General features: G+C 54.8%; 15 protein-coding genes. 9 read left to right on the forward strand and 6 right to left on the reverse strand.

All coding sequences use genetic code 11. From position 1 onward, the window contains the following. Positions 1 to 35 precede the first annotated feature (35 nt). Entirely contained in the window at positions 36 to 302 is a 267-nt protein-coding gene (locus tag OM794_RS16430) for a hypothetical protein (RefSeq protein ID WP_226247644.1), read from the forward strand. Positions 303 to 311: 9 nt separating this feature from the next. Next, complete coding sequence (locus OM794_RS16435; RefSeq protein ID WP_226247647.1) at positions 312 to 959, forward strand: DUF1523 family protein; 648 nt, start codon at positions 312 to 314, stop codon at positions 957 to 959. Between the two features lie 27 nt (positions 960 to 986). On the opposite strand, the gene OM794_RS16440 is transcribed toward OM794_RS16435, so the two are convergent. Genes OM794_RS16440 through doeA form a run of 3 tightly spaced genes read right to left on the reverse strand, consistent with a single transcriptional unit; the run spans position 987 to position 3,726 of the window. Next, positions 987 to 1,463, reverse strand: a complete 477-nt coding sequence (locus OM794_RS16440) for an Lrp/AsnC family transcriptional regulator (protein ID WP_226247649.1) — start codon at positions 1,461 to 1,463, stop codon at positions 987 to 989. An 8-nt stretch (positions 1,464 to 1,471) separates the two neighbouring features. Then, on the reverse strand, positions 1,472 to 2,503 hold the full coding sequence (doeB, locus tag OM794_RS16445) for a N(2)-acetyl-L-2,4-diaminobutanoate deacetylase DoeB (RefSeq protein WP_226247651.1): 1,032 nt from the start codon (positions 2,501 to 2,503) through the stop codon (positions 1,472 to 1,474). A gap of 23 nt (positions 2,504 to 2,526) precedes the next feature. Beyond that, on the reverse strand, positions 2,527 to 3,726 hold the full coding sequence (gene doeA, locus OM794_RS16450; protein ID WP_226247653.1) for an ectoine hydrolase DoeA: 1,200 nt from the start codon (positions 3,724 to 3,726) through the stop codon (positions 2,527 to 2,529). A gap of 305 nt (positions 3,727 to 4,031) precedes the next feature. On the opposite strand from doeA, the gene OM794_RS16455 reads away from it, so the two are divergent. From OM794_RS16455 to OM794_RS16475, 5 genes are all read left to right on the forward strand, one after another. After that, complete coding sequence (locus OM794_RS16455; RefSeq protein ID WP_226247655.1) at positions 4,032 to 4,967, forward strand: 2-hydroxyacid dehydrogenase; 936 nt, start codon at positions 4,032 to 4,034, stop codon at positions 4,965 to 4,967. Between the two features lie 89 nt (positions 4,968 to 5,056). Further along, complete coding sequence (locus OM794_RS16460; RefSeq protein ID WP_226247658.1) at positions 5,057 to 5,776, forward strand: hypothetical protein; 720 nt, start codon at positions 5,057 to 5,059, stop codon at positions 5,774 to 5,776. Beyond that, complete coding sequence (locus OM794_RS16465; protein WP_226247660.1) at positions 5,777 to 6,709, forward strand: lysine exporter LysO family protein; 933 nt, start codon at positions 5,777 to 5,779, stop codon at positions 6,707 to 6,709. Positions 6,710 to 6,793: 84 nt separating this feature from the next. Then, positions 6,794 to 8,023, forward strand: a complete 1,230-nt coding sequence (locus OM794_RS16470; protein WP_226247663.1) for a nucleoside recognition domain-containing protein — start codon at positions 6,794 to 6,796, stop codon at positions 8,021 to 8,023. 156 nt (positions 8,024 to 8,179) lie between these two features. Then, the gene (locus tag OM794_RS16475) at positions 8,180 to 9,046 is read left to right on the forward strand and encodes a DMT family transporter (RefSeq protein ID WP_226247665.1); all 867 of its coding nucleotides are present in this window, start codon (positions 8,180 to 8,182) and stop codon (positions 9,044 to 9,046) included. A 5-nt stretch (positions 9,047 to 9,051) separates the two neighbouring features. Here the strand turns inward: OM794_RS16475 and OM794_RS16480 are convergent, their stop codons facing one another. Together OM794_RS16480 and OM794_RS16485 are read right to left on the reverse strand one after the other, a co-directional pair. Next, complete coding sequence (locus OM794_RS16480; RefSeq protein WP_226247667.1) at positions 9,052 to 10,065, reverse strand: asparaginase; 1,014 nt, start codon at positions 10,063 to 10,065, stop codon at positions 9,052 to 9,054. Positions 10,066 to 10,102: 37 nt separating this feature from the next. Continuing rightward, positions 10,103 to 11,566, reverse strand: coding sequence for an alanine/glycine:cation symporter family protein (locus OM794_RS16485; protein WP_226247669.1), 1,464 nt, complete (start codon positions 11,564 to 11,566; stop codon positions 10,103 to 10,105). A 332-nt stretch (positions 11,567 to 11,898) separates the two neighbouring features. Here OM794_RS16485 and OM794_RS16490 point away from each other — a divergent pair, with 332 nt between their 5' ends. Both OM794_RS16490 and OM794_RS16495 read left to right on the forward strand, forming a co-directional pair. After that, the gene (locus OM794_RS16490; protein WP_226247671.1) at positions 11,899 to 12,108 is read left to right on the forward strand and encodes a type II toxin-antitoxin system VapB family antitoxin; all 210 of its coding nucleotides are present in this window, start codon (positions 11,899 to 11,901) and stop codon (positions 12,106 to 12,108) included. Continuing rightward, positions 12,105 to 12,485 (forward strand): type II toxin-antitoxin system VapC family toxin, encoded by a 381-nt coding sequence (locus tag OM794_RS16495; protein ID WP_226247673.1) that lies wholly within the window; start codon positions 12,105 to 12,107, stop codon positions 12,483 to 12,485. Before OM794_RS16490 ends, OM794_RS16495 begins: the two co-directional genes overlap by 4 nt. Before the next feature lie 112 nt (positions 12,486 to 12,597). Here OM794_RS16495 and OM794_RS16500 read toward each other — a convergent pair whose 3' ends face one another. Next, complete coding sequence (locus OM794_RS16500) at positions 12,598 to 14,781, reverse strand: OsmC domain/YcaO domain-containing protein (RefSeq protein WP_226247676.1); 2,184 nt, start codon at positions 14,779 to 14,781, stop codon at positions 12,598 to 12,600. Between the last annotated feature and the right edge of the window lie 184 nt (positions 14,782 to 14,965).

Consider the following 14,965-nt stretch of genomic DNA (forward strand, 5'->3'; position numbering starts at 1 on the left):
TGTTGCCGTTTACAAGCTCTGTGGAGGAACACGCGATGTTTCCCTTTATGCGACTTGTTCTGACGTTCATTTTAACCCTGGCGATTCTGTATAACGCTCTCGCCGCCTATAGGCGCTTCAGGCATCGATTAGCGCTACGCAAGCGCTGGGAACGGCAAGCTTCAAATAAATGTCGTGCCACTTTTATACGTCAAGGCATGCAGCAGTACGACCGCTCTTTTCGACGCAAGCTGATTCACTTGGTCTACGTTATGCCGCCAAGTGCCATCCTGCTTACCCTCTACGTTACTAACTATATGTGAGGCGACCCGATGGTCTATGTTAAATGGTTTGTTTTGCTTCTCTTCTGGACGCTTTTCGCTGCTTTTTTACACTACAGTCTACCCAAGTACGACGTGGTGCGTATCGTCAACACCCACGAAGAGCGTATCGACCTGGATGATTGGACACGCATTTTTTGGTCTGACCCAACCGCCCAGTCGAAGCGGCTGATGAACCGTGACGTGCAATTTATCCAAGGTGTACGGAGTAATGGTCGAACCATTGTCTATCGCAATGAGGATACTGGTTGGGGGTGGCCGCCCTATTTCAAATTCGATACGGCGAACCTTTACACCGAAGCCAACGACCTGGTCTCCACCAAAACAGATCCCCAGTGGGTCGCTGTTAGATACTTTGGCTGGAGAAGCATCTTCTTTTCTATTTTCCCCAATGCCATTTCAATTACGCCTGTTGATGGCCCCGAAGATAAGCCCTTTAACTGGTTCACGACGCTCTTTCTGATCACCTTTGGCGGTCTATTCGGATACGGCTATTATCGCTGGCGGCGCTTCCGCCGTGACCGTTTATCTCCCGCGTTTGATGAGGTCAGCGATAATTTTAGCGCTGCGGGCGACGCCATTTCCAGAAAACGTAACCGTTTCCAAGCATGGCTGGATACCTGGAAAACCAAGAAATAGACACTTAAAGTTAAAGATTGGTGAACCCTACATGGAGCCGTCAGTGTCAATTCCCAACGGCTCCTTCTTCACCGTTTTAGTCACAATATAAGTGAAGTAACGCTCAATCCCCGCGTCAGATACCAGCCACTTATCCATCAGGCGCTGATAGCTGTCGATGGTGCGGGCTTCAAACTTCACCAGGTAATCCACACCGCCCCCCACCGCCACACACTCAGTCACCTCCGGGGTTTGCATCACCAGCGCTTCAAAGCGCGCAAAACTGTCGGCGTTGTGCTGTTTGAGTTCAATCTGCACCCATACAGGATTGCGCGGCACCAACACATCCGCGTTGATGCGCGCAGTATACCCTTCAATCACCCCGGCTTTTTCCAGCCTTTTTACCCGCTCCCAGCAGGGGCTGACCGAAAGGTTGATCGCCTCGGCCAGCTTCGACTTGGTGATTCGCCCATCGCGGGAGAGGATGTCGAGAATTTTCAGATCATATCGGTCAAGTTTCATCATGCCGAAGATTACGCCTCCAGGCGTTCAACAACATCGGCAATCACCGCCAGGGTATCCCCCATATTGATCAGTGAGGGCGCACGGCGAGCCATTAAAATGCCGTCGCGCTCTGCTTTATAGGCCACCGGCTCGGTGCCGCTGCGGGTCATGTCGTACACGTAGGCGATGGTTTGGCCTTTTTTCACTTCGTCCCCCAGCGCGACCAACAGCTCTAGCACGCCAGAGTGCTGGCTCTGCACGTAGCAGCTGGCATCGGGCATATCGAGGTATATCTGCCCGCCTGCTGGCATCTCCACTTCACCTTCTACCAGGCCGTAGTGAATCAGGAAATTGCGCACGCCGCGCTCGGCAATGGCTATGCTCTGAGGTGTCGAAGTGCCGCCCCCACCCAGCTCAGTGGCGACGAATACTTTGCCCTGGCGCTCGCAGGCGGTATCGAAGAGTTTTTCTGCATCCAGCTCAAACATCACCATGGCATAGGGGGCACCGAACGCTTTGGCACCTTCCAGAGCAGCCTGCTGCTGTGCTTTGTCGTCAAGCACATGGGAGGCGCCAAACGGCAGGATATCCAGCGTCCGACCACCGGAGTGCAGGTCGAGGACAACGTCCGCCATGGGCACCAACACGCGGGTAAAGTAGTCGGCAATTTGCGGCGTGACACTGCCGTTGGGGTCGCCGGGAAAGCTGCGGTTGAGGTTGCCCTTGTCCATCGGCGAGGTACGCTTGCCCGCCATCACCGCTGGAGTGTTCATGCACGGTACGATAATCACTCGCCCGGTCACATTTTCTGCCTTCAGCGTTGAAGAGAGCTTCAACAGCGAGGTGATGCCTTCATATTCATCGCCGTGATTGCCGCCGGTCAACAGCGCCGTGGGGCCGTCGCCGTTCTTAATCACGGTCACGGGGATCATCACCGCGCCCCAGGCAGACTCATCGGTAGAAATCGGTAGTTTTAAAAAGCCGTGCTGTACGCCATCGGCATCAAAATCAACGGTGGCAGAAATAGGGCTCGGCCGCAGTTGGCTCGGTTGATCGGTCATTGGAGGTTCCTTTTTACAATCCGCTACTTTACAAACAGCTGGCGCGGGAAATTGGCCAGGGTTTCGCAGCCATCTTCGGTAATTAAAATACTCTCGGTAATTTCCAAGCCCCAGTTCTCTTCCCAGAGCCCTGGCATAAAGTGGAACGTCATGCCCGGTTCCAGAATAGTCTCATCGGAGGGACGTAGGCTCATGGTGCGCTCACCCCAGTCAGGCGGGTAGGAAATACCGATGGGGTAACCACAACGGGCACCGCCGCGGTCAAAACCGTATTTATCCATCGCCGCCCCCAGCGCCATGGCAATATCCGCCGTGCGGTTACCGGGTTTGGCGACTGCCAAGCCGTTTTCGATACCTTCCAGAAGGGCGGATTCCGCGCGAATAAAATCCGTCGGCGGCGTACCCAGAAATACCGTACGCGACATTGGTGCGTGGTAGCGCTTAAACACCCCGGCAATCTCAAAGAAGGTGCCTTCCCCTTTGCGAAACGGCGTGTCGTCCCAGGTCAGGTGCGGCGCAGCGGCGTCCTTACCAGTGGGCAGCATGGGTACTATGGCAGGATAGTCGCCACCAAACACTTTGCCGTTTTCGTCCACAAAACCTTCGATGCCAACGCGGTAAATCTCTGACACCAGCTTACTCTTGGGCAAGCCTGGCTCAATCACCTCCAGGATACGCGTATGCATGCCTTCGACAATTTTGGCGGCAATACGCATGTACTCAACTTCTTGGGGCGACTTGATCGCCCGACACCAGTTCACCAGCGAATTGGCATCCATAAAGCGCGCATGGGGCAGCTCTTTCAGCAGGCTTAGATAGGCTTTGGCGGAGAAGTAGTAGTTATCCATCTCCATACCCACCACACCCAAGTGCCAGCCGCGATCAGGCATGATCGACTGAGCCAGATACTCCATGGGATGCATGTCCGGATTCTGTACGTAGTAATCCGGGTAGTAGGTAATATTGTCAGGGTCGATCCAGCAGGTACGTAGCGCACCATTCGCGTCCATGCGCCGCCCGAACCATACCGGCTCGCCTTCAAGGCCCACCAGCACACACTGATGCACATAAAACGACCAACCGTCGTAGCCGGTTAGCCAAGCCATATTGGAAGGGTCACTGACGATCAATACGTCAATGCCTCGACTGGCCATTTCAGCACGCACTTTCCACAGGCGGGTAGCGTACTCTTCGCGCGTGAAAGGCAGGGAAACCTGAGTCATCGGGCAACTCGCCATTAAAGATCACCAAGAACCAACGTACTGCCTACCATAGGCACGCAACGCTGGGCCACAGGATCGACCTGGCCACCACCGATCAGGCGTCGGGGTTGCATCTGCCGCGCTTGCAGCAGGCCCGCCAATGTCGTCTTAACCCGATACTAGCACCGACCATTGGTTGGGGGTCAAAGGCTTTATGACAAAAAGCGCATACGGCATCGTTATTTGTACTAAGCGAGCTTGCAACGAGCTTTGGGGCTCACCATGATAGCTTGCAGTAATGACACTTTTATCAACAGGGGATGGCGATGAAAATTGTTGTGCATATTGATGAGGCTGATCAGTGGCAAGCCGCACTTGCGGAAGCCTTGCCCCAAGCCACCGTACTCACCAGCGAAGCGCCGGTAGATGAACGTAAAGAGGCTGACTATCTCGCCATCTGGAAGGCTCCAGCACACATACTGCAAGAGCAGACCCAGCTCAAAGGCATCATTAATTTAGGCGCAGGGGTGGATTATCTGCTGAAAACCCCTGGCCTGCCTAAAGACGTACCCATCGTAAAATTACGCGATGCGGGTATGGGCGAACTGATGGCCGATTACGCTCTATATGGCGTGCTGCACTTTTACCGCAGTATGGATCGTTATGCCACCCAGCAACATAGTGCCACTTGGCAACCGCAAGAGGTGGTGGAAAAAGCTCAGTGGCCGGTGGGTGTGTTAGGCCTGGGCGCTATTGGCAGCTTCGTGGCCAGTGCCTTGCAGCAAGCGGGCTTCCCGGTGCTGGGCTGGAGCCGCTCCCCCAAGCAGATCAGCGGCGTGCACTGCTTTCATGGCGATGATGGATTAAGCGAACTGCTCGGCCAAGTGCAGAGCCTGATCACCATTTTGCCCGATACGGCCGCCACTCAACATATTCTCAACGCCGAGCGGCTGGCCCAATTGCCCCAAGGCGCTAGTGTGATTAACCCTGGTCGGGGTAGTTTGATTGATGAACAGGCGCTATTAGAAGCACTGGGTAGCAGTAACCAGCAGGGCCACCTGCGGGGTGCGTTGCTGGATGTATTCCATGAAGAGCCGCTGCCGTCTGACCATCCGTTATGGCAGCATCCCAGGGTAATCGTCACTCCCCATATGGCGGCGCCTACCCCGCTTAACGATGCCATCGACCAAGTGATCTCTTACGTGCATGCCTTTGAATCGGGCGAAAAACTCTCCACGATCAACCCCGAGGCAGGTTACTGACGAGGCCCCCAGCGGCTATACTGGCACGCTGGGAACCAAGTGCAGTCTAAAAGGCTCTTAGGAAGATACGTTTTTATGGAGGAAGGCTCTTGGTCAATGTTCTCGCACGACTGCCTGGCCGCTTGCTAGCAGGGATGGGGCTGAGTTTTGCTGTCTTGTGTTCCAGCGATATGGCGTTAGCAGCAGACACACTCAAAGACCCTCGTCCCTTTGAAGCACAGTACCGGCTAGAGGTTCGCGGTTGGCCTGGGGCCACTATTACCCATCGCCTCTCTAACGAAGGAAATCACTGGTTAAGCGATATGCGCTTTTCAGTCACCGTGGCACGCGGCCAGGAGTTCAGCCGTTTTTCGCTGAACGATAATAATACCCACGCGTTGCTCTATAGCAGTAGCTATTCGTTGCTGGGCGTGGGGGACAGTTACCAACTGAGCGAACGTGATATTCCCACCTTAGATCGTCAGACGGCGCTCTTTGACCTATCGCGCCGAGCAGATCACGAAGAGTGCACAGAGAGCGCCCCGTGCGATATTCAGTTTGTCGATCACAAAGGGCGTGATGAGCATTTCCAATACTATGTTGAAAAACAGCGGGTAGCTGACCCCGGTAGTATGGGGATGCCGGGCGACGAGTTCGAAGCACTCAACGTATCGCTCATCGATGTGGAAAAGCCTGACCGCCTGCTACAGATTCGTTTTCATCCTGACTGGCCCGGCCTGATTCTCTCGGTGGTGTACCAAAAAGAGGGCAGCCGGGAAACACAGCTAACACTGACTAACTTCAGCCCAAACGGGGGCGCGACGCCCTAAATGTTTTCAGGTTTATTGATCGTTCTATTACCGCTTTTATTGGGCTACCTAGTTCGCGTCCGTTCCGTACAGTTACAAAACTTGATCAATCGAGCGGTTAATAGCTCGGTCTATCTTATTCTACTGTTCATGGGCATAAGCCTTGCCGGCCTGGAGAATCTGTCTAGTCAGCTTTCACGCTTGGGCGGCAACGCCTTGCTGCTGTTTAGCATTACCACGCTGTTTAATTTAGCAGCGCTATGGTGGCTATCGCGCCGTTTAACGCTTAAGGCAGGCAACTCGCCGGTGGTCAAAGACGCCCCCACCAGCAAGCTGGCGGCCATGCAGGGGTCGCTGCTGTTGGTCGCCGTGGTGGCTGGGGGTGTGATCACTGGCCTGCTGCTTGGGCCACACCTGGGTGAAAGGCTTTTCAACAGCGCAGATTTACTGGCCGAATGGGTGCTCTACCTGCTGCTAGCCCTGATCGGCTGCCAGTTACGCAACTCCGGTATGCCACTCAGGCAGATCTTACTCAACCGCATGGGCCTGTCGATTGCAGTAACGCTGGCAATAAGTTCGCTGCTAGCAGGCTTGGCTGCCGCCCCACTGCTCTCATTAAGCTGGAACGAAGGCCTGGCAATGGCATCAGGCTTTGGTTGGTACTCACTCTCGGCTATCTTGATTGGCGACCAGCTTGGCCCGTTGATGGGCGGCGTGGCGTTCTTCAACGACCTGACTCGGGAGCTGTTGGCGTTTATCCTGATTCCGCTGGTAATTCATCGCCATACCGCCCTGGCGATTGGCTACGGCGGCGCCACCTCCATGGATTTCACTCTGCCCGTTATTCAGCAGCACGGCGGCGTGGCCTGCGTGCCCATTGCCGTGGTCAGCGGGTTTATCCTTTCACTGCTTTCCCCGCCGCTGATTCTGTTTTTTCTTTCGCTGTCGGGTTAGCGGTAACGGGCGTTCATTGGTTAGGATAAACGGCATTGCTGGAGATATAAAAACTTTTACCCCCCCCCAGGATGCCCACTCCCCATGCTCAACGGAATCTGGTTAAGCTTCTTTATCGCTGCGTTTGCGGCATCGCTCTGGCAGTGGTTGGTAGGTGGCGATAGCGAGGTCTTTGCCCGTCTGGTGCAGTCACTGTTCGATATGGCGAAGGTAAGCGTCGATATCATTCTGGTGCTGCTGGGCACCATGACGCTATGGCTGGGGTTTCTTTCGATTGCCGAAAAGGCGGGCTTGATTCGTTTGCTAGGGCGGGTGCTCGACCCGCTGTTCTGTCGCTTGATGCCAGAGGTTCCCCGCGGCCACCCCGCTATGGGGCTAATCAGTATGAACTTCGCGGCGAATATCCTGGGCCTGGATAACGCCGCCACGCCGATTGGCATCAAGGCGATGCACTCGCTGCAAAGCCTTAACCCCAGCGGTGAGACCGCCAGCAACGCGCAAATTCTGTTTTTGGTGCTTAATACCTCGTCGCTCACGCTACTGCCGGTAACGATTTTTATGTACCGCGCCCAGCAAGGCGCCGCTGATCCCACGCTGGTCTTCTTACCTATTCTGCTGGCGACAACCGCCTCCAGCCTGGCGGGGCTTTTGGCGGTGGCGGTGATGCAACGCTTAAAACTCTGGCAGCCCGTGGTGCTAGCCTATTTAGCGATTGCGGCACTTGCGATGGGGCTACTGATCACCACGCTGGCCGGCATGTCCGCTCAGGCGCTTGCAGCGGCCTCTACGCTAGTTGGTAACCTGACGCTATTTAGCATCGTGATGATGTTTTTAGTGGTCGGGGCGTTACGGGGTGTAAGGGTATATGACGCCTTTATTGAAGGCGCCAAAGAGGGGCTGAGTTTTACCATCACGTTGCTGCCTTATTTGATCGCTATGCTGGTGGCGGTCGGCGTACTGCGCGCCAGCGGCGTGTTAGACGCTGGCTTAGGCGGTATTCGCTGGATAATAGAAAGCTTTGGCTGGGACACCCGCTTTGTGGACGCCCTGCCCACCGCTTTTGTGAAACCACTTTCCGGCAGCGGCGCCCGCGCCATGATGATTGAAACCATGAACACCTTCGGTGTCGATAGCTTCCCAGGCCTGCTCGCGGCCACCATGCAAGGCAGTACCGAAACCACCTTTTATGTGCTGGCGGTTTACTTCGGCGCCGTGGGCATTACCCGTATTCGTCACGGTTTAGGCTGCGCCTTAATAGCAGACGCTGCGGGCATCATCACGGCCATTTTAGTGTGCTACTGGTTCTTTGGGTGAACCGTGGGTCAGTAGCTTTCGTTCATGGCGCACAGCGTCTACTTTTTAGGTGTCTAAAGGTTTGCAGGCAGCAGACCAGTAGCCTATTAAGCAAGGGTGTGTATTTAAGCAGCCGTTGCTCCCAGGTGTTAACCGCCCAAGGATGAAAGGTGAAATATGGCAGGCGCCAGCACAATGTTGATTGCGCTCGCCGCTTTTTTCTGGGGAATTTCCGGAGGAATCGCGGGCATTCTGTTAGACAGCGGTTGGGATCCGGCTGTCGTGTCATTTTATCGAGGATTTGTAGGACTTTTCTTCGCGCTTGTTTGGCTACTGTTTCAGCGTCGGCATAGCGGGCTGAACAGCAGGCAGCTTTGGTTCTGGTCGGTGGTGGCTGGCCTTGGCGTGGCAGGTAACTTCACGTTCTATTTTCTTAGTATTGAGTATGGCAATGTGGCGGTCGCGGCCACCTTGATGTACTGCGCTCCGGTGTTTGTCTATCTCGTTTCATTTGCCCTTAAGCTTGAGCGCCCTACCGCTGCCAAGTGGCTGGCCATCGCGATGGTAATGGTGGGGGTGGTACTGTTAACCAAGCTCTATGCCATTGGCGCCAGCGGGCTATCGCTCATTGGTGTAGGTGCGGGTCTGCTTGCCGGGCTCTCTTATGCGTTGTTCATTTTTGGCTTTAAGTATGCTGCCCCCCATGGCAGTCCATCCGCTATTCTCATGATTGCCTTCACCGTATTAGCAATAACGCTGCTGCTACCAGCGGATATTCCCCAGGTGATCCGCGTTATTAACGCCCCGGCGCTGCCGCTGTTTGTAGCGCTGGGTATTCTGGGCGCGGGCCTCTCATTCCTGCTTTATGTGGTCGGCATTAAACATGCGGCGCCAGCGTTAGCCTCCATGGTGGCCATGGTGGAGCCGGTCACCGCTACCCTGTTTGGGGTAGCGGTGTTAAACGAAAGCCTAAGCGTTATACAAATGGTCGGTATGGGGATCATCTTGTTAACCGTCACCGCGCTGAGCGTTTCGTCCCGCTGATAAGCTTAACGGCTACACTCACCGCGCATGGGCGCGCTCAATGCCTTGCGCAGCGCTGGCCCCACCAATCCTTGCCCAATTAACACCGTGAGCTTCGTGATGGCGGCTTCCAGAATAATATCGCTGCTGGCAATCACACCCGCTTGATTAAGTGCTGCACCGCTGGCGTAGGCGCCTTGCACTACCTCGCCTTGGCCACACTGGGTGACGTTAAGCAGCGCGACGCCTCGCTCGTTAGCCGTCTTCAAGGCATTAAGCAGTTCGCCTTCAAAGCTAAGCGGGTTGCCAACCCCGTAGCTATACAGCACCAGCCCTTTTAGCATTTTATCCTCCAGCAGCGCCTTGGCACGGCGCAGTGACATCCCTGGATGCAGAGGCAGTACCGCCACAGCCTCATCGTCCACCTCAATAGGTACAAAATTCGGTTTACCGCTAAGCAGCGCCGAAGGTTGGGGAAAACTAATGCCAATGCCAAGCTCGGCAAGCCAAGGGAAGTTGGGTGAATCGAAGGCATCTAAGCCTTGAGTGCGCACCTTGCGGGCTCGGTTACCGCGCAACAGTCGATCGTGAAACGCCAGGGTGACTTCGCAAGGTGTCGCGGGGTGAGCTGCAAGCTGCAGAGCGCTGACCACATTGTTCAGCGCATCGCTTCTTGGCTCACACAATGGAATTTGGGAGCCGGTAAAGATCACCGGCTTGTTCAACGTACCGAGCATAAACGAAAGCGCCGCGGCGCTGTAAGCCATAGTATCGGTGCCATGAAGCACGACAAAGGCATCATAAGCCTGCCAGTGCGTTTCCAATGCTGCCACCAAACGATTCCACGCCTCGGGCATTAACTCGGAGCTATCAATCAGCGGCTGCATCTCAATCACATCAAACGCTGGCAGCCGGTAAGGGTCTCCCAGCGCTAGGTGCGCCGCCAGGCGTTCGGCCAGCCCCGCGCAAGGTATATAACCTTGTGGCGATGGCTGCATACCAATCGTCCCACCGGTATAGAGCATCAGTACGCGGGGCATGGGCGCTCCTCCTTATCGGTGCAGTCTAGGTAACTGCTTACTTCGCAGGCGCGCCTTCAAGGCGCTGTTTTAACGCTTCAGCCTCTTTGGGCTCTAGCTCCCAGGCTTTCGGATCCAGGTCGAGATCGGGATGCTGGTTGGCATCAAAAATCGGCTGTTTGATGCCCTGCCGACGCTGCACATCGAAGTCTTTCAAAATGCGCAGACCACACTTGAACAGCATGATCAACGCGATCAGGTTGACCACCGCCAGCAGACCCATGGTGACATCAGCAAAACCAAACACGGTGCCCAAATCGGTCGTCGCCCCCCAACAAACCAGCAGCACGATAGCCACACGGAAAGCGTTAAAGAGGTTCTGGTTGTCGCGGCTGAAGAAGTTAAGGCTGTTCTCGCCAAGGTAGTAGTTGTAGAGAATGGTACTGAAAGCAAATAGCAGCAGTGCCAAGCTGACAAAAGTACGCCCCCACTCCCCCACATGGTCGGCCAGTGCAGCCTGTGTCAGAGCGATGCCCTCAACGCCAGCGCCCGCTGAGGGATCATAAGCGCCGCTAAGCAGAATCAAAAACGCCGTGGCCGAACAGATAATCACCGTATCGATAAAGACTGAGAATGCCTGTACGATGCCTTGGTTGGCCGGGTGTGGCACGTAGGCAACAGCGGCAACGTTGGGCGCACTGCCCAGGCCCGCTTCGTTAGAGAACAAACCCCGTTTTAAGCCCATCATAATCGCCGCGCCGATACCGCCACCAATCAACGGCTCAAGGCCGAAGGCACTCTTCACAATCAACGTAATCACACCAGGGATTTCGCTAATATTCATGGCGATAACCAGCAGCGCAATGGCGATATAGCTCACCGCCATAAAGGGTACGAGAAACTCAGATATACGCGCAATACGCTTGATACCGCCGAAGATAATCAGCCCTACCAGCATCGCCAGAGCAATACCGCTATACAGCACCGGCACGCCGAAAGCATCGCCGAAAGAGGTTGCCACCGCATAGGATTGCAGCGCGGTAAAGGCAAAACCGAAGGTCAACAGTAATAGTACCGAATAAAAAGCCGCTAGCCAGCGCCACTGTTTTCCCAGTCCTTTAACAATGTAGTACGCCGGGCCGCCGCGGTAAGTACCGTCGCCTTCGGCCTCTTTATAGGTCTGCGCCAGGGTGCACTCCAAAAAGCTGGTAGCCATACCCATTAAACCCACCAGCCACATCCAGAAAATCGCCCCTGGGCCACCCAGCGTAATCGCCACCGCTACACCGGCGATGTTGCCGCCACCGACACGCCCGGCAACCGAAAGCACCAGCGCCTGGAACGAGCTTAAATGGCCGTGTTTATTACGCTTAAAGGCTTGTCCGGAACCGAGGATACGAAACATCTCACCAAAATAGCGAAACTGCACAAAGCGGGACGCAACGGTAAAACCGATGCCAACCCCCACCAGCAGCACTAGCAGAACCTTTCCCCACAGGAGGTCATTGAGCATATCGAGCATGTGATTCTCTCCGCGTTTTTATATTAGCGTTATGTTGGAATTCGCGTCGTTGCTATCGCGCTTTTGGAATTCGCGCCGCGGAGAATGTTTTACCAAGCGTGGGGCAGGATTAAATTTGGCGCAGCGTTGCAGTTGTATGCACTCACTGCATCAGCGGGTGCATCAGAGTGCATCAGGCGTATGCAGCCCCGCGAGATGATGAGCGCTAGTGAGATGCACCGAGCAGTCATCTGCTGGTGTTATTGCTATGCCCGCTTGAGGAGATGCACATATTGATGTTAAATAACATCAATATTGATGCAAGCTAGTGAACGGCTAGACAGGAATGAACGATGCGAACCACTGTTACCATTGACGATGAGTTGTACGAGCAAGCATTGGCGTTTGCCGAGCCCGGAATGGATAAACCATCAGACCTCTTTCGCGAGGCCATGAAGACCTATGTCCGCATACAAGCCGGTCGGCGCCTTGCAGCCTTAGGCGGGACTGCGCCAGAGATGCCCGACATACCCCGCCGACGCGAGGAGCCTTCAACGCAATGAGCGTGCTAGTCGACACATCGGTCTGGGTGGATCATTTCAGAAAACGAAACGATGCCCTGGTCGAATTGATCGAAAAGGATCTTGTACTCAACCACCCAATGGTTTTGGTTGAACTAGCCTGCGGCACACCCCCTTCCCCACGCATCCAAACGTTAGAAAGTGTTGCCCTCTTGCGGTCATGTCAGCAAGCTAGCTTGTCGGAAGTGATGGATTTCATCGAACGCGAAAAGCTCTATGGCCTGGGATGCGGTTTAGTCGATATGTGCTTGCTTGCCTCTACACTCATCACGCCCGATACGCAGCTATGGACACTGGATAGACGCCTTGCGGATATGGCGGGAAAATTCGCTGCGGCCTACCATGTGGCTGTGCATTGAGGGCTAATCAGTGTGCAGTTGTTACCCTCTCTGCATCAGCGATGAGCATCGAATAAACGGTGCGTACTTTTTAAAGCTGCGCACCGTTGCATTGGTGAGAATCAATAAACGTTTAAATACCCGCTTTAGCCGCCCGAGCCGCATGAAGCTTCTTATAGCTTTCAATCAAGCGCTGGTGGCGCTCCAGGCCTTCCAGTTGCATGTTAGTGGGCGTTAGGCCGTGGAAGCGCACTTCTCCACTCACCGAGCCAACAACAGCCGCCATGGTGTCTACACCGAACATGCGCTGGAAGTTGTGCAGATAGTCTTCGAGCGCCAGCTCATCATCCAGCACTATTTCCAGCACCGCGTTCACTGCCTGGTAAAACAAGCCGCGCTCGACGGTGTTGTCGTTGTACTGCAGGAACATCTGCACGCAGTCCAGCGCCTCTTCATGGCGCTGTAGCGCCAGGTAGACCAGCAATTTCAGTTCTAGAATGGTCAGTTGGCCCCACTCGGTGTTCTCATCGAACTCGATACCAATCAGGGTGATGATATCGGCATGATCATCCATCTGGCTCTCTTCCAGACGCTCGACAAGGTCGGTGAGCTGATCGTCGTCGAGGCGGTGCAGGTTGAGAATATCTTCGCGGTAATCCAGCGCCTTATTGGTGTTATCCCAGATCAGATCTTCGATGGGGTAAACTTCGGAGTAGCCCGGCACAAGGATACGGCACACCGGTGCGCCCAGGTCTTCGTGTACCGCCATATACACTTCGGCACCCAGCTCTTCAAAGATACCGAACAGCGTCTCGGCTTCTTCCTCGTTGCTGCCGGAGAAGTCCCACTCGCTGAACTCAAAATCAGACTTGGCGCTAAAGAAGCGCCATGAGACCACGCCCACCGAGTCGATAAAGTGCTCAACGAAGTTGTTCGGCTCGGCAACCGTTTGCGAATTAAAGGTGGGCAGCGGCAGATCATTCAAGCCCTCGAAGCTGCGGCCTTGGAGCAGCTCGGTCAAGCTGCGCTCCAGCGCTACTTCAAAGCTTGGGTGGGCGCCAAAGGAAGCAAACACGCCGCCGGTGCGCGGGTTCATCAAGGTCACGCACATGACCGGGAACTGCCCGCCCATGGAGGCATCTTTCACCAACACCGGAAAGCCTTGAGCTTCCAAAGCGTTAATACCTTCGACAATGCTGGGGTATTTCGCCAGCACCTCCTGCGGCACATCCGGCAGAGCCAACTCCTGCTCGAGGATTTCCCGTTTTACCGCCCGCTCGAAAATTTCCGAGAGGCACTGTACCTGAGCTTCTACTAGGGTATTGCCCGCGCTCATGCCGTTACTCAGGAACAGGTTTTCGATCAGGTTGGAGGGGAAGTAGATCGTTTCGCCATCGGATTGGCGCACAAAGGGCAGCGAAACAATACCCCGATCTTCACGGCCCGAATTGGTATCGATTAGGTTGGAGCCGCACAGTTCGCCTTCCGGGTTGTAGATCGCCAGACAGTGCTCGTCGAGAATCTCCGCAGGCAGTTCGTCATTCGGGCCCGGCTGGAACCACTTCTCATTGGGGTAGTGAACAAAGTCGCTGTTCGCGATTTCCTCACCAAGGAACTGGTCGTTATAGAAGAAGTTACAGCTCAAGCGCTCGATAAATTCGCCCAATGCCGAACAGAGCGCGCTCTCTTTGGTGGCGCCTTTGCCGTTGGTAAAGCACATCGGTGAAGCCGCATCGCGAATATGCAGCGACCAGACATGAGGCACGATATTGCGCCAGGAAGCAATTTCGATCTTCATGCCGAGGTCTGCAAGGATCGTGCTCATATTGGCGATGGTCTGCTCCAGCGGCAGGTCTTTACCTTCTATATAGGTACTGCCGCCTTCCGGCGCGCCCATCAACAATGCCTGGGCGTCCTCGTCGATGTTCTCTACCGTCTCGATTTGGAAATCAGGGCCAGTTTGCACCACTTTCTTGACCGTGCAGCGGTCGATGGAGCGCAGAATGCCCTGGCGATCTTTTTCAGAAATATCTTCAGGCAGCTCGACCTGGATTTTGAAAATCTGCTTATAGCGATCTTCTGGGTCGACAATATTGTTCTGGGAAAGACGAATATTCTCGGTAGGAATATCCCGGGCGTTGCAATACACCTTCACGAAGTAGGCCGCGCACATGGCAGAAGACGCCAGGAAGTAGTCGAACGGCCCCGGTGCCGAGCCGTCGCCCTTATAGCGAATCGGCTGGTCGGAGATGACCGTAAAATCATCGAACTTGGCCTCCAGGCGGAGGTTGTCGAGATAGTTAACTTTGATTTCCATGAGCGGGCGTCCAGAGTAATGAGTGTGCCGAGGCTATTAAACACATAGCGCGCCAGGCGAATTGGGGCCCATTATCCAGTTTTTTACTCGCTTCGTCTTGGGCAGTCGCCCAAATCATCTACCACACGTCGTGCAAAAATGGTTGTGCTTACTACAAGCAGCATCTCGGAGGACTTTTCCTGAG

This window comes from Halomonas sp. BDJS001, from assembly GCF_026104355.1.
Lineage (GTDB): Bacteria > Pseudomonadota > Gammaproteobacteria > Pseudomonadales > Halomonadaceae > Vreelandella.